The 17,115-nt window shown below is 69.1% G+C and carries 14 protein-coding genes; 10 read left to right on the top strand and 4 right to left on the bottom strand.

The window, feature by feature from the left end; genetic code table 11:
* The first annotated feature begins 4 nt into the window (after window positions 1–4).
* From rpsF to AC6CH2_RS02925, 4 genes are all read left to right on the top strand, one after another.
* Entirely contained in the window at window positions 5–442 is a 438-nt protein-coding gene (gene rpsF, locus AC6CH2_RS02940) for a 30S ribosomal protein S6 (RefSeq protein ID WP_435393871.1), read from the top strand.
* A gap of 11 nt (window positions 443–453) precedes the next feature.
* The gene (rpsR, locus tag AC6CH2_RS02935) at window positions 454–684 is read left to right on the top strand and encodes a 30S ribosomal protein S18 (protein WP_031372470.1); all 231 of its coding nucleotides are present in this window, start codon (window positions 454–456) and stop codon (window positions 682–684) included.
* 148 nt (window positions 685–832) lie between these two features.
* On the top strand, window positions 833–1,285 hold the full coding sequence (gene rplI, locus AC6CH2_RS02930; RefSeq protein ID WP_435393870.1) for a 50S ribosomal protein L9: 453 nt from the start codon (window positions 833–835) through the stop codon (window positions 1,283–1,285).
* A gap of 410 nt (window positions 1,286–1,695) precedes the next feature.
* A complete protein-coding gene (locus AC6CH2_RS02925) occupies window positions 1,696–3,108 on the top strand; it encodes a replicative DNA helicase (protein ID WP_031372468.1) in 1,413 nt (470 codons plus the stop codon).
* 97 nt (window positions 3,109–3,205) lie between these two features.
* Here AC6CH2_RS02925 and AC6CH2_RS02920 read toward each other — a convergent pair whose 3' ends face one another.
* The 3 genes from AC6CH2_RS02920 to AC6CH2_RS02910 form a co-directional block, all read right to left on the bottom strand.
* On the bottom strand, window positions 3,206–5,410 hold the full coding sequence (locus tag AC6CH2_RS02920; protein ID WP_498267863.1) for a TonB-dependent receptor plug domain-containing protein: 2,205 nt from the start codon (window positions 5,408–5,410) through the stop codon (window positions 3,206–3,208).
* 223 nt (window positions 5,411–5,633) lie between these two features.
* Window positions 5,634–7,160, bottom strand: coding sequence for a M23/M56 family metallopeptidase (locus tag AC6CH2_RS02915; RefSeq protein ID WP_498267862.1), 1,527 nt, complete (start codon window positions 7,158–7,160; stop codon window positions 5,634–5,636).
* Window positions 7,157–7,534: a BlaI/MecI/CopY family transcriptional regulator gene (locus AC6CH2_RS02910; protein WP_435393867.1), complete on the bottom strand. Its 378-nt coding sequence runs from the start codon at window positions 7,532–7,534 to the stop codon at window positions 7,157–7,159. The genes AC6CH2_RS02915 and AC6CH2_RS02910 overlap by 4 nt, the downstream gene beginning before the upstream one ends.
* 485 nt (window positions 7,535–8,019) lie before the next feature.
* Between AC6CH2_RS02910 and AC6CH2_RS02905 the strand changes: the two genes are divergently transcribed.
* The 6 genes from AC6CH2_RS02905 to AC6CH2_RS02880 all read left to right on the top strand — a co-directional run bounded on the left by AC6CH2_RS02905 (window position 8,020) and on the right by AC6CH2_RS02880 (window position 15,727).
* The gene (locus AC6CH2_RS02905; protein ID WP_498267861.1) at window positions 8,020–8,361 is read left to right on the top strand and encodes a glycine zipper 2TM domain-containing protein; all 342 of its coding nucleotides are present in this window, start codon (window positions 8,020–8,022) and stop codon (window positions 8,359–8,361) included.
* Between the two features lie 198 nt (window positions 8,362–8,559).
* Window positions 8,560–9,636 carry an alanine racemase gene (gene alr, locus AC6CH2_RS02900; protein ID WP_498267860.1) on the top strand — a complete coding sequence of 359 codons (1,077 nt, stop codon included), beginning with the start codon at window positions 8,560–8,562 and terminating at the stop codon, window positions 9,634–9,636.
* A 377-nt stretch (window positions 9,637–10,013) separates the two neighbouring features.
* Window positions 10,014–11,648, top strand: coding sequence for a S8 family serine peptidase (locus tag AC6CH2_RS02895; protein WP_498267859.1), 1,635 nt, complete (start codon window positions 10,014–10,016; stop codon window positions 11,646–11,648).
* Between the two features lie 99 nt (window positions 11,649–11,747).
* Window positions 11,748–13,178, top strand: coding sequence for a cryptochrome/photolyase family protein (locus tag AC6CH2_RS02890; protein WP_498267858.1), 1,431 nt, complete (start codon window positions 11,748–11,750; stop codon window positions 13,176–13,178).
* A 147-nt stretch (window positions 13,179–13,325) separates the two neighbouring features.
* Window positions 13,326–14,792 (top strand): WS/DGAT/MGAT family O-acyltransferase, encoded by a 1,467-nt coding sequence (locus AC6CH2_RS02885; RefSeq protein ID WP_435393862.1) that lies wholly within the window; start codon window positions 13,326–13,328, stop codon window positions 14,790–14,792.
* 215 nt (window positions 14,793–15,007) lie between these two features.
* Window positions 15,008–15,727, top strand: coding sequence for a YiaD family glycine zipper/OmpA-like lipoprotein (locus AC6CH2_RS02880; RefSeq protein WP_435393861.1), 720 nt, complete (start codon window positions 15,008–15,010; stop codon window positions 15,725–15,727).
* 106 nt (window positions 15,728–15,833) lie between these two features.
* Here the strand turns inward: AC6CH2_RS02880 and AC6CH2_RS02875 are convergent, their stop codons facing one another.
* Window positions 15,834–17,045 carry an NAD(P)/FAD-dependent oxidoreductase gene (locus AC6CH2_RS02875; protein ID WP_498267857.1) on the bottom strand — a complete coding sequence of 404 codons (1,212 nt, stop codon included), beginning with the start codon at window positions 17,043–17,045 and terminating at the stop codon, window positions 15,834–15,836.
* Window positions 17,046–17,115 lie beyond the last annotated feature (70 nt).

Below are 17,115 nucleotides of genomic sequence, written 5' to 3'. Positions count from 1 at the left end.
ACCCATGCGTCATTACGAAGTCGTGTTCCTGGTCCATCCGGACCAGAGCGAGCAGGTGCCCGCCATGATCGAGCGCTACAAGTCGCTGATCGAAGCCGGCGAAGGCAAGATCCACCGTCTCGAAGATTGGGGCCGCCGTCAGCTGGCCTATCCGATCGAGAACTTGGTCAAGGCCCACTACGTCCTGCTGAACATCGAAGTCACCCAGACCGTGCTCAACGAGCTCGTCGACGGTTTCCGTTTCAACGACGCCGTGCTGCGTCACCTGGTCATGAAGCGCGACGAAGCCGACACCGAGCAGTCGCTGATCATGAAGTTCAAGGACGAGAAGGGCGACAAGCCCGAGCGCGGCGAGCGCGGTGAGCGTCGTCGTCGTGACGACGACAGCGACACCGCCGTCGGCACCGCCGACAACGCCGACGACAACGCCGAAGCCGCCTGAGGATTGCCCCCATGTCCAAGTTTTTCCGCCGCCGCAAGTTCTGCAAGTTCACCGCCGAAGGCGTCAAAGAGATCGACTACAAGGATCTCAACACCCTGCGCCAGTACCTGACCGAGACCGGCAAGATCGTGCCGAGCCGCGTCACCGGCACCAAGTCGAAGTACCAGCGCCAGCTGGCCACGGCGGTCAAGCGCGCCCGTTTCCTCGCGCTGATCCCGTACACCGACAATCACAACGCCTAAGAGCCGGGAACGAGTGGGCGGCCTGGCCGCCGAGGAACGGGGAGCGAGTTCACTCGTTACCCGTTCCTCTCCACTCGTTTCTTGTTTCATTCGGACAGCGAATCCCGCTGCGGACCTACAGGCCCGCTAACGAACACGGAGCAAGACCATGCAACTGATCCTCCTGCAGAAAGTCACCAACCTCGGCAACCTCGGCGACAAGGTCAACGTCAAGCCGGGCTACGGCCGCAACTTCCTCGTGCCGCAGGGCAAGGCCGTTCCGGCCACCGCCAGCAACCTGGCCGACTTCGAAACCCGCCGTGCGGAGTACGAAGCCAAGGCCAAGTCGCTGCTGGAAGGCGCCGAAGGCCGCAAGGCCCGCCTGGAAGGCGCTTCGGTGACCGTCCACGCCAACGCCGCGACCGAAGGCAAGCTGTACGGCTCGGTGACCCCGCGCGACATCGCCGAGGCGCTGACCAAGGCCGGCTTCGAAGTCGGCAAGTCGGAAGTGATCATGGGCGAAGGCCCGATCCGCCGCACCGGCGAGTACGACGTGCTGATCCACCTGCACGCCGACGTCGAAGTGACGGTCAAGGTCATCGTCGCGGGCGAAGCCGCTTAATCGCGAGCGCCCGAGCGTAAGACTTGCGAAGGGCGCCGAAAGGCGCCCTTCGTTTTATTCCGCCGGCGCCCAAAGGCGCCCTTCGTTTCATTCCGCCGGCACCCAAAGGCGCCCTTCGTTTTTGCAACGAGCGGCTGCGGGTTCTGCTTGGGACCGTCGTGGTCTCAGGCCTTGAGACCTTGCGCTGGCATACCGATGCTGACTTATCCAGGCTTATCCACAGCTTGATAACAGATCTGTATGCAACTGCCTGCCGCCCGTCCCGAGTACGATGTGCGCCCGACTCGATTGCAGTCCGACCGCGACGCAGCGGTTCGGCTTTCGGTCGGCATGCCACTACCCCAGCCCCTGAGCCTAGACCGGCTCGATTGGCCGCAGCTGTGGCCGAACGACGAGGATCGTCTTCTCCGATGAGCGCACGTGGCGGATTCCGTAGCGAAAAACGTTTCGAGACCCGCGCCGAACAGCGCGTGGACCAGCTCCGGGTGCCGCCGCAATCGATCGAGGCCGAACAGGCCGTGCTCGGCGGTCTCATGCTCGCGCCCGACGCCTACGACCGGGTCGCCGACCAGATCGTCGAGGAAGACTTCTATCGCCGCGATCACCAGCTGATCTACCGCGCGATCCGCGACCTGGCCGAGAAGAGCCGGCCGTTCGACGCGGTGACCCTGGGCGAATGGTTCGACTCGCAAGGCCTGTCCGAACAGGTCGCCGGCGGCGCCTACCTGATCGAACTGGCCAGCACCACGCCGTCGGCCGCCAACATCACCGCTTACGCCGAGATCGTTCGCGACAAGGCGGTGATGCGCAAGCTGATCGAGGTCGGCACCGAGATCGTCAACGACGGCTTCCAGCCCGACGGCCGCGACAGCGGCGAGATCCTGGCCAAGGCCGAGCAGCAGGTGTTCGCGATCGCCGAAGCCGGTGCCCGCGGGCGCACCGACTTCACCCCGGTCACCAAGGCTCTGTCCGAAGCCTTCGACGTGCTGCAGACCCGCTACGCCAGCGGCGGCGCGGTCACCGGCCTGGCGACGGGCTACACCGAATTCGACGAGATGACCGCCGGTCTGCAACCGACCGACCTGTTGATCCTCGCCGCGCGTCCGGCGATGGGCAAGACCACGCTGGCGCTGAACATGGCCGAGTACGCCGCGTTCCGCAGCAAGAAGGCGGTGGCGATCTTCTCGATGGAAATGTCGGCGAGCCAGCTTGCCCTGCGCCTGATCTCCTCGGTCGGCCGGGTCAACGCGCAGCGCCTGCGTTCGGGCCAGCTCGAGGACGAGGACTGGAGCCGGGTGACCAGCGCCATCCGCCAACTGCGCGAAGCCAAGATCTTCATCGACGACACCCCGGGCCTGTCGCCGGAGGTGCTGCGCGCCAAGTCGCGCCGCCTCAAGCGCGAACACGACCTGGGCCTGATCGTGATCGACTACCTGCAGCTGATGTCGGTGCCGGGCAACAGCGAAAACCGCGCGACCGAAATCTCCGAGATCTCGCGTTCGCTCAAGCACCTGGCCAAGGAACTCAACCTGCCGGTGATCGCGCTGTCGCAGCTCAACCGCTCGCTGGAACAGCGCGCCGACAAGCGCCCGGTGATGGCCGACCTGCGCGAATCCGGCGCTATCGAGCAGGACGCGGACGTGATCATCTTCATTTACCGCGACGACTACTACAACAAAGAGACCTCGCCGGACAAAGGCCTGGCCGAGGTCATCATCGGCAAGCAGCGTAGCGGCCCGACCGGTTCGCTGAAGCTGAAGTTCTTCGGCGAATACACCCGCTTCGACAATCTCGCCCACGACAGTATCGGCTCGTTCGAGTAGTCCTCGCCGCGGTGGCCTGGCCGGGTCCAGGCGAGACACCACGACGGCACCGACAGGGTGCCGTCGTCGTTTCGCCACCGGCTCTCCCACGATCCGGCTACAGCGGAATCTCGAGCTGCGCCCGCAGCGAAAGCGAGGTGGGACGGCGCCGCTGCGTGCCTTGCCAGCCTTCCTCGTCGAAATACTCCGCCGCGCTGACGAGGTCGCGTTCGAGCAGATTGCCCAGGCTCAGGCGCAGCTTGCCGCGCGGGCCCAACTTGACCGAGGCATAGGCGTCGAGTTCGCGTCGCGGCGATTCGCTTTCGATCTCGTGCGCGCCGGTGCGCACCGGTCCGCCGCTGCGGTAGCTGTAACTCGCACCGAACGTCCAGGCCGGGCCGAGCGCATAGTCGGCGGCCAGGGTCGAGGTCAGGCGCGGTTGGCTGTCGATGCGGTTGTCCGGGCCGGGCAGGGCGTCCACCCGCGACTCGTTGCGGGCAAGGTTGAAGCGCAGGTCGACCGGCACCGCGGGGAACCAGCGCGACAGCGACAACTTGCCGTCGATTTCCAAGCCCCAACTGCGGGCGCGGCCGCCGTTGCCCGGCACGGCCACCCAACGCTCCTCGATCAGCCGCGTCTCGGTCCGGATCAGATCGTCGATCTCGCGCAAGTAGGCGCCGACACTTAGCATCGCGCCGCGGTCCCAGTATTTTTCGTAGGCCAGGTCGAGGCCGGTCGCGAGTTCCGGCCGCAGCGCCGGGTTGCCTTGCTGGTCGGGATTGAGCGCGCGGTTGTTGGTCGAGGTGTAGGGGCGCGGGATCAGCGAGCGCAGTTCCGGCGCGCGATAGCTGCGGCTCAGGCCCAGGCGCACCTGGTCGTTGCGGGTCGGCGAGAGTTTCCACAACGACTGCAGCACCGGCGACAGCACGCTCGAGCCGTTGCGCACGGCGGCGAAGCGGTTGCCCTCGCTGCGGGTGTCCATGCGCTCCCAGCGGGCGCCGAGATACAGCGACCAGCGCGGGCTCAGCCTCCATTCGTCCTGCGCGTACAGCGCCAGCCGGCGCAGGGTGGCGTCGAAGTCGGGGTCGCTGAGCGTTTCCGGCCGGCCGGCGATGGCGCGCAGTCGCTGCCGGCGCGATTCGCTTCGACGCTCCAGGCTGGTTTCCCAGCCGAGTTCGAGCGCGTGGCGGCCGCCGTCGCCGGCATCGGACTGGGACAGGGGCAGGGCGTACTTGCCGCTGGAACTGAGCCCGTACCCGCGCAAGCGACCGTCGGTGGCATCGTCGAGGTTCCGGCTCGTATCGACCGCATAACCTTGCTCGCGAAAACGCGAACGCTCGCGATGGCCGCTGAGGCCGAACTTGCTGCTGAGCGTGCCGGCCTCGGCGAACTCATGGCGCCAGTGCAGGTCGTTGCGCAGTTGCACGACGTCGGTGCCGGTGAACTGCCGATAGCGGACATGGTCGAGCTCCGGGCCGAGCGAGGTCGCCCAGGCGATGTCGGCGTATTTGCCGGCGTGGCTGGCGTCGAGCCAAGACTGCAGGGCCAGGGTGTCGCCGTTTTCCAGGCGCAGCTCGACGCGCGGCGCGATCGAAAGCGCATCGCGGTAGCCGTCGACGCGCAGGCGCGTGCTGCGTTGTGCGCGCAAAGAGCCATCGCGGCCGCGCGCGGTTTCGCCGCCGGTTTCCTCGACCAGGTACTCGCGCCGCAGCAGCGAGGCCTCGAGCGAATGGCTGCGATGACCGTCGCGGCGCGAATGGCTCCAGTGCAGGTTCGGCAGACGGCGGCCGTTCGACACGCCGAGAGCCAGCTTGAGCTCGTCGCTGTCGCGGCGCGCCTGCCGCGCGAGCACGAGGTTGATGGTCCCGGCGATCGCAGCGCTGCGCAGGTCGGCGGTGGTAGTGCGCAGGATCTCGACCCGTTCGATCATCTCCGGCGACAACGCGCCGAGGTCGAAACCGGGCGGCGCGGCCTGCCCGTCGATCAGTAGCTGGGTGTAGCCGTTGCCCATGCCGCGCAGGGAAATCGCGCCGGTGCCGCCCGGCGCCGCTCTGCCGATGCTGACGCCGGGCAGGCGCTTGATCGCGTCGGCGAGGCTGCCGTCGCCGAATGCCAGCAGCTCGGCGCGGGTCACCACGGTGCGCGAGGCGGTGTCCTCTCGGCGTGCGTCGTAGCGCGGGCCTTCGACGATCACGGTGTCGAGTTCGGCGACGGGCGTCGCGGGCACCGCCGGCGAGGGCGTGGCCTGGGACGGCGCAGCGCCAGCCGGCAGGCAGGCCAGCATCGCCTGGGCGAGCAGGGCGAGGCGGCCGGCGTTGTGCAAATGTTCGTGCCGTGGCGTCGGGATATTTAAAGGCATCGATGTCATAGGGACCTAGGGAAAGGCGCACTCGCGCCGCCGCCGTGCTTGGCGGCGGCGGAGCGGCGAAGATCGCGGGCAAAGGCCGGCCCGGCCCGCAAGCGGGGCATCGGTGCGAACAGGCCGGGTGGGGTGGCGGCGCGGTTCGCGCGTCGCCGGGACGACTCAGCGGCTCATGGCCGCGAACTCAGCGCAGCAGCGGCTCCGGGTCGACCCGTCGGCCGTCGCGCAGCAGCTCGACGTGGACGTGCGCACCGGTGACCTTGCCGGTGGTGCCGACCCGGCCGATGCGTTCGCCGCTGGCGACCTGCTGGCCGATCTGGACTTCGTAGCGGTCGAGATGGGCGTACAGCGATTGCCAGCCGCCGCCGTGATCGAGCACGACCACGGTGCCGTAGTTCGGCGCGTTGTCGTAGCGTTCGGTGGCGGCGACCACCACGCCGGCGGCCGGCGCATGCACTGGCGTGCCGCGCGGCGCGGCGAAGTCGAGGCCGCGGTGCGGATTGCTGCGCGGCGGGCCGACCTCGCCGAAGTGGCCGCTGATCCTCGGCTTGCGCATCGGCGAGGCGAACGCGATCTCGGCGCTGGCCGCGGCGGCGACCGCGCTCGGTGCAGCCTGGGCCGGCGCGCTCGCCGGAATGCCCGACGAAATGCCCGCAGCGGGGCGCGGGGCGGTCCCGGGCGCAGCGACTTGCACCGAAGCGATCGCCGCTCCGGCGGCCAGCGCGGTCGCCGCCAATACCCAGCGCAAGGCCGGAGGCGCCCGGCGACGCCGGTCGCCTTCGATCATGTGGGCGATGCGCAGGCGGTGATGGCCGGGGTCCTGGCGCGAGAACGCCGCGGCCGACGCCGGCAGCGGCGCGCCAGCGGAAAGGCGCAGGGTCTGCAGATAGGCCTGGGCATAGCTGCGGCGGCGATCGGCGCGATCGGCGATGGCCTCGGCGTCGCAACGCAATTCTGCGGCGACCTGCACGCGTTGCGCGATCAGGCGCAGGAAGGGATCGAACCAAAGCAGCACTTGGACCAGGCGCATCGCGGCGGCGCGTTGCGGGTCGCGGCGGGCGAGGTGGGCGGCTTCGTGACGCAATACCATGCGCAGTTGCTCGCCGCTCATCCGCGCGACCAACGCGCCCGGGACCAGGATGGTCGGCCGCGGCAGGCAGACCGCGAACGGACTGGTCGCGACGTCGATGCTGCGCAGCTCGATGCCGGCCTCGCGCAGGCGCCGCGACTCGGCGGCGACCGACGGGTCGTCGAACCTGCCATCGAATCGGTCCTCGAAAGGACGCGAAGCCGCGACGATGCGGCGCACCGCGCGCAGACCCGACCACCAGCGCAGCGCGGCGACGAACGCGCCGCCGAGATACACGGCGGCCAGCAAGGGTTCGAGCCAATCGCGCAACGCGGTTGCCGCGGCCGGCGTCGCCGGCGATGCGGCGCCCAGGCCCGGCCAGGCGCCGGCGTCGTCGAGCACCGGCAGCGGCAGCGACGGCGCGATCGGCCAGGCCGAGGCCTCCGATCCGAGCCAACGCAGGGCGAGCGCCGCGACGGTCGGCAGGGCCGCCAAGGTCCAGACGCCGAGCCAGTAAGCGCGCGAGGCGTGCGACAGGCGCAGGGCGCGATGCAGGCCGAGGCCGAGGGCCCAGGCCAGCAGCCCGGTGACCAGACAGGCGCCCAGGTGCAGCGACCAGAATTCCAGGCTCGGCAAGCTCATGCCCGCGACTCCGGCTCGCCGTCGCGCAGCAACGCTTCGAGCTGATCGATCTCGTCTTCGTTGAGCAGCCGGCTGTCGGCGAAGGCCTGGGTCGGCAGCGGCCCGTCGATCTCGAGCACGCGCTTGGCGAAGTCGCTGCTCAGCGCGGCGAGCACCGCGACCTTGCCGACCGCGGCGCGGTAGACGTTGAGCCCGTGCTCGCCGACTTCCTCGACCAGGCCTTTGTCGACCATGCGTTCGAGGGTCTTGCGCGTGGACGAGTACGACCAGTCCAGCAGCGGCGCGACGCGCTCGTGCAACTCGCGTGCGCTGCAGGCATTTTCGCGCCACAGGCATTTCAGCAATTCCAGTTCGGCGTTCGACGGGCGGATCATCGCGGAGGGGCTCCAGCGTCAGGTGTCGCAAACATGCGACAAGTGTCGCAAGGTGTCAAGCCGCGAGCCGCCGGCGCTCGAACCGAGCCTCTGCGCTTGCCGCTGTGCGCCTATACGGCAAACCCGCACGCAGCCGCGAACCCGGTCGGCGGGCCGAGCGAAGGCATCGGTCGAATCGGCGAGCCGTAGCTGTACGGTCGCGGCCCGCGAGCCTGACCGTGCGCTTCGAATCGAAGTCGCGCGTGCCGTACTCGCGAGCGTCGATGCGCGCCGGCAACGCAGAGTCGGCAGAGCCTATCCGGACATACGCGCAAGCCGTCGCAGATTCACTACGCGATTGCATCGACACGCATCGGCGCCTGCGCGCGTTCAGCATCGCGCCGGTAGCCTTGCGACATGCGCGAACGGCGTCGCGACTGGGTTGACGCAGTCGTGACGGATGCGGGCGCATCGTGCATTCCGTCCATACCTCTATCGGTGAGTCCATGAACTCCAAGCTCAAATCCACGATCGCCGTTGCCCTGATGTCCTGTGTCATGGCGACCGGCGCGGCGACCGCGCAGACCAAGTCCAAGTCCAAGGCGCACCAGCCGCGTTGCTACGACGTCGAAGTGCAGCGTCCGAAGCAGGTCAAGGATCAGCACAAGATCGCCGGCACCGCGATCGGTGCGGTCGCGGGCGGCCTGCTGGGCAACCAGGTCGGCGGCGGCAGCGGCAAGAAGCTGGCGACCGCGGCCGGTGCGGTCGGCGGTGCGTTCGCCGGGCGCAAGATCCAGGAGAACCAGCAGAACAAGACCGAGACCGTGATCGAGCGCCGCTGCGACTGAGCCAGGCCGGTTGCGACCGGCCCGACCGGTCTCGACCCGAACGTCTAGGTCCAAAAACGTCTCGACCCAAAACCGCGCGGGTTCGCCCGCGCGGTTTTTTCATGGCGAGGTTTTGCCGGGCGCGTGGTTTGCGCGCGTTCGCCATGCGGCTCGCCCGCGAGCGCGCCGGCGCGCGCCGGCGCCCGCTAGAATGCGCGCATGGCACGACCGACCTCCGCAAGCATCCACACCGACGCGCTGCGTCATAACCTCGCCCAGGCGCGCAGCATGGCGCCGCACAGCCGCGTCATGGCGGTGGTCAAGGCCGACGGCTACGGACATGGCCTGGAACGGGTGGCGCGCGCGCTCGAAGGCGCCGATGCGTTCGGCGTGGCCGCCTTGTCCGACGCCGACCGCCTGCGCGCGGCCGGATTGTCGCAGCCGATCGTATTGCTGTCGGGTTTCGACGAGGCCGACGACCTGCCGCAACTGCGCCGGCTCGGCGTGGAGACCGTGGTCCACCACGTCAGCCAGGTCGAGATGCTCGAACAGGCCGGGCCCGGCGAGCCGATCCGCTGCTGGCTCAAAGTCGACAGCGGCATGCACCGGCTCGGCTTCGCGCCGCAGGACGTGCGCGAAGCCCATGCGCGGCTGAGCGCGGCGGCGAGCGTGGCCGACGGCATCGTGCTGATGAATCACTTCGCCAGTTCGGACGAATTCGACAAGCCGCAGACCCGCCAGCAACTGCAGGCCTTCGCCGCGGCCACCGCCGACCTGCCGGGTTCGCGCTCGCTGGCCAATTCCGCCGCCGTGCTCGGCTGGCCGGATGCGCACGCCGACTGGATCCGTCCGGGCGGCCTGCTGTACGGCATCAGCGCTGTCGAAGGGCGCACCGGCGCCGACTTCGGCCTGCGTCCGGCGATGACCCTGTCGACCCGCCTGATCGCGGTCAACCGGGTCGGCAAGGGCGAACGCATCGGTTATGCCGCGACCTGGGAATGCCCCGAGGACATGCTGGTCGGGGTCGCCGCGATCGGTTACGGCGACGGCTACCCGCGCGCGGCGCCCTCGGGCACGCCGGTGCGCGTGGCCGGCCACGACACCCAGGTCATCGGCCGGGTCTCGATGGACCTGATGACGATCGACCTGCGCGGCATCCCCGAGGCGCGGGTCGGCGACCCGGTGCTGTTGTGGGGCCCGGAACTGCCGGTCGAGCGCATCGCCGAAGCCAGCGGCACCATCGGCTACGAGCTGACCTGCTCGATCACCCGGCGGGTGCGCTTCGTCGAAGCCTGAGCGCTGCGGCGGTCCGCAGCGGTCACGGGGGGGCCGTCCCGGACGGTTCGGCGCTCTCGCGTCGGCTGGCGAGAACCTGTCTCGCCCAGTGCCTGGCGATTTCGTAAGCCGCACATTGGTGCGCGGATCCGTCTCACGCCAGTTCGCGACAGTCGCAACGCATGAACGGGACCTCCTCCCTACTAGCGGCCAAAACCGCTATTCATTAATTTAAATTTGTGGCCTTTATCACAAATTAACGATTGCAGTGGGTGGTTTCGCCCATTTCCGGCCCCTCCCCGGGCGCGCTAGCGTCGCTGGAGCGTCGCGGCCAAGACCGCACGCGGCCAACCGGCCCGGACCGCGTCCGGGCCGCAATCTATCTCGGGGAGTCACGAATGAAGCAACGCAATTTGGTGAGCGCACTGGGTCTGGGCCTGGCGATGACGGTCGCTTCGAGCATGGCCAACGCCGAAGGCCCGAACCCGAACCGGGTCTGGGTGAAGTTCAAGCCCGGTGCCGGCGCGGGCGCCGCCAACCGCGGCCTGGCCCAGGCCAACCTGCAACAGAAGGTGCAAGCCTTGCGCACCAAGCTGGCCACGCTCCACGGCGGCGACGCCACGGTCAATTTCCAGTTCGACCAGCTCAACGCCGCCGTGCTGACCCTGCCGTCGGCCGCCGCAGTCAGGGCCCTGCGCGATAACCCCGAGGTCGAATCGGTCGAGATCGACCAGCCGCGCTATCCGATGGCGCAGAGCGTTCCCTACGGCATCGACCAGGTCCAGGCCCGCGACGTATGGGACGCCAATCGCGACGGCGTCATCGACGCCGGCGCGGCCACCGGCGAGGGCATCAAGGTTTGCGTGATCGACTCGGGCATCAACTCGACCCACGAGGATTTCGCCGGCATCGCCCTGACCGGCTATCCGACCGGCTGGAACACCGACACCTGCGGCCACGGCACCCACGTCGCCGGCACCATCGCCGCGGCCAACAACGCCACCGGCGTGGTCGGCGTCAGCCCGGGCAAGGTCTCGTTGCACATCGTCAAGATCTTCGGCAGCAACGGCTACAACGGCAGCAGCCACGGCCAGTGCTCGTGGACCTACAGTTCGACCCTGGTCGATGCCGCCAACCGCTGCGCCGCGGCCGGCGCCAAGGTCATCAACATGAGCCTCGGCGGCGGCGGCAGCTCGGCCACCGAGAGCAATGCCTTCCAGACCCTGGCCAACAACGGCGTGCTGAGCATCGCCGCGGCCGGCAACGACGGCAACGCCACCCTGAGCTACCCGGCGTCGTACCCGAGCGTGGTGTCGGTGGCGGCGATCGACCAGAACAACGCCAAGGCCGACTTCTCCCAGTTCAACAGCGAAGTCGAACTCGCCGCGCCGGGCGTGGACACCTACAGCACCACGCCGCTGGCCAACGATCCGCTGGTGGTCGGCAACAGCCAGTTCGCCGCCAACCCGATCAGCGGCTCCAGGCAGACCACCGCCAGCGCCGGCTGGGTCAACGGCGGCCAGTGCACCGCCTCGTCGAACACCTGGCGCAACAAGGTCGTGCTGTGCCAGCGCGGCACCAACACCTTCACCGACAAGGCGAGCAAGGTGAAGACCGGTCGCGGCCTGGCGATGGTGGTCTACAACAACGTCGACGGCCCGCTGCAGGCCGGTCTGTACAGCTCGGCGACGCCGCCGCAGCCGGTGACCAGCACGCTGCCGGCGGTGGGCATCAGCAAGGCCGACGGCGAAACCATCATCGCCACCCTGGCCGGGCAGACCGCCACGGTCGATGCGACCCCGTCGGTCAGCAACGTCGCCTACGAAAACAAGAGCGGCACCTCGATGGCGACCCCGCACGTCTCCGGCGTGGCGGCGGTGGTGTGGAGCGCCAAGCCGACCGCGACCGCGCAGCAGGTCCGCGACGCCCTGGCGACTACCGCGGTCGACCTGGACGCGGCCGGCCGCGACAACAACACCGGCTGGGGCCTGGTCCAGACCCAGGCGGCGATCACGGAACTGCAGTCTCGGTAAGCGCCGGTCGCACGGACGGGGTTCGAGCATGAACCCCGTCCGCTCCGGACGGCGGAGGACGCGGCATACTGCCGCCTCCTCGACCTCGCGGCTGCCGCAATGCCCGAAGCCAACGCGACCGCGCTGATCTGGTTCCGCAACGATTTGCGCCTGGCCGATCATCCCGCGTTGCGCGCCGCGCTGGAGGCCGGCTACACCCCGATCCCGATCTACATTCACGCCCCCGACGAGCACGCCGGCTGGCGTCCCGGTGCGGCCTCGGATGCCTGGCGCCATCGCTCGCTCGCCGCGCTCGACCGAGACCTGCGCCAACGCGGCTCGCACCTGCGCCATTTCTTCGGCCCGAGCCTGGCCACCCTGCAATCGCTGATCCTCGCCACCGACGCCCAGGCGGTGTTCTGGAACCGCCGCTACGAGCCGCACATCGAACGCCGCGACACCAAGATCAAGCAGACCCTGCGCGGCATGGGCTTGGAGGTCGAAAGCTTCAACAGTGCGCTGATGTTCGAGCCGTGGACCTTGCGCACCAAGCAAGGCGGGCCGTTCAAGGTGTTCACGCCTTACTGGCGTTCGGCCCTGGCGAACTGGAGGGACGAGCCGCTGTGGCAGCCGCCGGCCTCGCTGCCGAGCACCCGCGAAGGGCCGGACGGCGTGCCCCTGGCCGCGCTCAAGCTGGCGCCGGAGCGCGACTGGGCCGAACCGTTCTGGCACCACTGGACGCCGGGCGAAGCCGGCGCGCACGCGGCCTTGGAGACTTTCGCCGACGGCGCCTTGCGCGGGTACAACGAGCAACGCGACCGCCCCGACCGGGTCGGCACTTCACGGCTGTCGCCGCACCTGCATTTCGGCGAGATCGCGCCGTGGCGCGTGGCGCAAGCGCTGCGCGAGCAGCGCAACGCCGGCAACGCCCGCGACGTCGACTCGGCGGTGCGCGAGCTGGGCTGGCGCGAGTTCGCTCACCACCTGCTGCATCACTTTCCGGACACGCCGGAGCAGAACTTCAATCCGCGCTTCGCCGATTTCGACTGGGCGCGCGTGTCGCAGCCGCGCCTGGACGCCTGGCAGCAGGGCCGCACCGGGGTTCCGATCGTCGACGCCGGCATGCGCGAGCTGTGGGCCACCGGCTGGATGCACAACCGCGTGCGCATGATCGTGGCGAGCTATCTGACCAAGCACCTGCGCTATCACTGGCGCCACGGCGCGCGCTGGTTCTGGGACACCCTGGTCGACGCCGACCTGGCCAACAACAGCCTGGGCTGGCAATGGGTCGCCGGCACCGGCGCCGACGCCGCACCGTATTTCCGCGTGTTCAATCCGGTGACCCAATCGGAGAAGTTCGATCCCGACGGCGACTACATCGCGCGCTGGGTGCCCGAACTCGCCGGCCTGCCGGTGCCGCTGCGCTTCGCGCCCTGGCGCGATGCGGCGCTGTTGCGCCGGCATGCGCCCGACTATCCGCCGCAGCCACTGGTCGACCTGGCGGCCGGGCGCGACGACGCGCTCGAGGCCTACCGCAAGCTGCGCGACTGAGGGCAGGGTGCGGCCGCGTGCGTGGCGACGCAGGTCACGCATCACGGATGCGCTCGCCGGGCGCGCGCGGCGCCCGCTTCGGCGCGGCTCGCGTTGACGCCGCTCGCGGCAGCGTGATTCACTCGACGCTGACGCTTGGGAGGGCGCATGGCCAAAGCAGAAGCGGGGGCAACATCGCGCAAGCGTGCGCGTCGCGAGCCGATGTCGCGGGTCGATACGGCCTGGCTGCGAATGGAACGCTCGACCAATCCGATGATGATCACCGGCGTGCTGATGTTCGCCGAGCCGATGTCGCTGGACGCACTCAAGCGCGTGGTCGAGCAGCGTTTCCTGGCCTATACGCGTTTCAGCCAGAAAGCGGTCGACACCGCCGCGGGCGCGTATTGGCAGACCGACGAAGACTTCGACCTCGACTGGCACGTCCAGCACACGGCCTTGCCCGGGCGCGGCGGCAAGCGCGGGCTGGAGCGGTTCGTCAGCCAACTCGCGTCGAGTCCGCTCGACGGCAGCCGGCCGCTCTGGCAGTTCCACCTGGTCGAACGCTACAACGGCGGCTCGGCGCTGATCGCGCGCATCCACCACAGCTATGCCGACGGCATCGCCCTGGTCCAGGTGCTGCTGTCGCTGACCGACACGACCGCCGAACCGGCCAAGGGCAGCGACCTGGCCCATGCCTGGCTCAAGCAGGACGGCGCCGAAGTCGCGCGCCGCGTCGGTGCGGTCGACCGCTACATGAAGCTCGGCAGCAAGGTGGTCGAGAAGAGCATGGAGATGTACCGCGACCCGACCCTCGCCGCGATGCTGGCGAAGGAGGGCGGCGAGATCGCCCGCGAACTGCTGCATGCCCTGTCGCTGCCGGACGACCCGCCGTCGCTGCTGCGCGGCAAGCTCGGCGTCAGCAAGCGGGTGGCCTGGGCCGAGCCCTTGGACCTGGAAGAGGTCAAGGCGGTCGGCCGCGCCTGCGACTGCACCGTCAACGACGTCTTGATGGCGACCGCGGCCGGCGCGCTGCGCAGCTACATGATCGAGCGCGGCGACAACGTCGACGGCCTGACCTTGCGCGCGACGGTGCCGGTGAACCTGCGCCCGCTCGAACACGCGCGCAAGCTCGGCAATCACTTCGGCCTGGTCTTCCTCGACCTGCCGGTCGGCGAGGACAACCCGATCCGCCGGGTGGAACGCGTCGCGGAGTGCATGAATAATCTAAAGAATTCGCGCCAAGCCATTGTTGCGTTTGGGCTTTTGGCTGCGCTCGGCATGGCCCCGGCGCAGGTGCAGGGCTTGGCGCTGGAACTGTTCAGCCGCAAGGCCACGGCGGTCGCGACCAATGTGCCGGGGCCGCAGCAACCGCTGTACCTGGCCGGCTGCCGGCTCGACGGGATGATGTTCTGGGTGCCGCAGACCGGCTCGATCGGGATCGGCATTTCGATCCTGAGCTACAACGGGCGCGTGCATTTCGGCCTGATCGCCGACGGCAAGCTGATCCCGGATCCGGACGCGGTGATCCAGCGCTTCGGCAGCGAGTTCGACAAGCTGCTGTATCTGTCGCTGATGGGCAATTGGGACGTCGCCCTCAATGCCGAGGCCGCCGACGCCTTGATGCCCGCGCTGTGACCGCCCGGTCCGCTGATGCGGGCCGCTGTCCGACCGGACTCCGCTGGTACGGACCGCTATCCGACCGCCCCTCGGAGGCGGCCCGCTATCGGGCCAAGCTCGGTGGATGTGGACCTTGGCCGACTGCGGCCTGAATGTGGCCGGTTCTCGTCACTCGTCCGCGACGGGGGCGTGATTAGCTTGTCGGGGCCCCGCAACACAGACGAGGATTCCCCATGAACACCCAGATCAAGCTCGCCCTGGCCGCCGCCAGCATGACCGTGTTGCTCGCCGGTTGCGCCACCGGCGGTGGCGGCTACTACGGCGGCCAGCAGCAACCGTATCCGGGCCAGAACCCGCCGCCGGAACAGCAGGGCGGCATGAACCGCACCCAGAAGGGCGCCCTGATCGGCGCGCTCGCCGGCGTCGCGGCCGGCCTGCTCAGCGGCGACGACGCCACCGAACGCCGCCAGCGCGCTCTGATCGGCGCCGGTGTCGGCGGCCTCGCCGGCGGCGCCATCGGCAACTACCAGGACCGCCAGGAACGCGCGCTGCGCGACCGCATGGCCGGCACCGGCGTCGACGTGGTCCGCCAGGGCGACAACATCACCCTGAACATGCCGAGCAACATCACCTTCGCCTTCAACAGCGCCAACCTCGATCCGCAGTTCTATTCGGTGCTCGACAACGTCGCCAGCACCCTGACCGAGTACAACCAGACCATCGTCGAGGTCGCCGGCCACACCGACAGCATCGGCACCGATGCGGTCAACCAGCGTTTGTCCGAGCAGCGCGCCGCCAGCGTCGGCAATTACCTGATGTCCAAGGGGCTGGTGCGCGACCGTTTCATCCTGACCGGCGCCGGCAAGACCCGTCCGATCGCCAGCAACGAGACCGAAGCCGGACGCGCCCAGAACCGCCGCGTCGAGATCACTCTGGTGCCGGTGCGCTCGTAATCGTCCAGGCCAGGCGCCGCCGCCGAGGCGGTCGCTTCAGCCTTGCCGCATAAAACGAAACGGGCCGCATCGCGGCCCGTTTCTTCGTCTCCGGCCCGGTGTCGCCTCAGCCGGCACGTTCGAACGAGAACAACCTTGCGAGCGGATGCGGCCGGCGCTCGATCGCCGCGCGCAGCAGGCCGGCGCCGATCATGCAGTAGGTGATGCCGTTGCCGCCGTACGCCATCGCGAACTGCACGCGCGGGCCGTATTGCGGGTGCGCGCCGAACCAGGGCAGCCCGTCGGCGGTTTCGGCGAAGGTGCCGGCCCAGGCGAAGGCCGGTTGCAGCTGCAGGCCGGGAAAACGCCGGCCGACCTGGCGCACCAGCTTGCTCGCGCGCGACTCGACCCGGCGGTCGCGCCGCGCCGGCAGGTCGATCGCATCGTCGCAGCCGCCGACCACGAGGCGGCCGTCGCCGGTGCCGCGCAGATACAGATACGGCCGCGCCGATTCCCAGACCAGGGTCTTGCCGAGCCGCCCCAATTGCTCGGGTTCGAGCGGATCGGTGACGAAGGCATAGCTGCTGCGATTGCGCGCCAGGCGTTGCTTGAGCCAGTGCTGGCCCGCGTAGCCGGCCGCGATCACGAGGTGGTCGGCGCGAACGCGCAGGCCCTGTTCGGTGCGCAGTTCGATCGACCGCGAGGTCGCACGCAGTCGCTCGATGCGGGTGCGGTCGTACACGCCGACCCCGCGCCGCTGCAGGCGCGCCAACAAGCGCAAGGTCAATCGATACGGATCGACCGACGCGGCGCAGGCGCTGAGGATCGCGCCCGGCGCCTGCAGCCCGTAGTCGCCGGCCAGTTGTTGCCGGTCGAGCCAACGCAACTGCAGGCCGTGCGCTTGACGCAATGCGGCCTCTTTGCGCAGCAGCGGCAGGTGGCCCGGCTTGCTGGCGAAATACAGGCTTGAGCAGCGACGGAAGTCGACATCGCGCAAGCCGCGTGCGACCGCCTGCAGCGCCGGGATGGCTTCGGCGCAGGCGCGATAGGCGAGGGCGGCCTGGTCCTCGCCGTATTGCCGGCACAGGTCGACCAGATGCGTGTCGATTTCGTATTGCAGCAGGGCGGTGCTCGCGGCGGTGCTGCCCCAACCGGCGTCGCGTTGTTCGAACACGGCGACGTCGTGGCCGTGCGCGGCGAGTTCGTCGGCGATCAGCGCGCCGCTGATGCCGCCGCCGATCACCGCGACCTCGCAGCGCAGGTCTTCGCCCAAGCGTGGAAACGCATGCATGAGACCGTTGCGGATCGCCCAGAACGGGTAGCCGCTTTTCAGGTCCATGGGTAGGCGAGCCGGGGCGACATGCGCCTAGCAGAACCGTTGCGGTGTCGTCGCCGGGTGATCGTGAGAT

The sequence above is a fragment of the Lysobacter sp. GQ73 genome, from assembly GCF_059758755.1.
The sequence above is the reverse complement of the archived record's forward strand: the minus strand, read 5'-3'. Positions and strand labels throughout refer to the sequence as shown.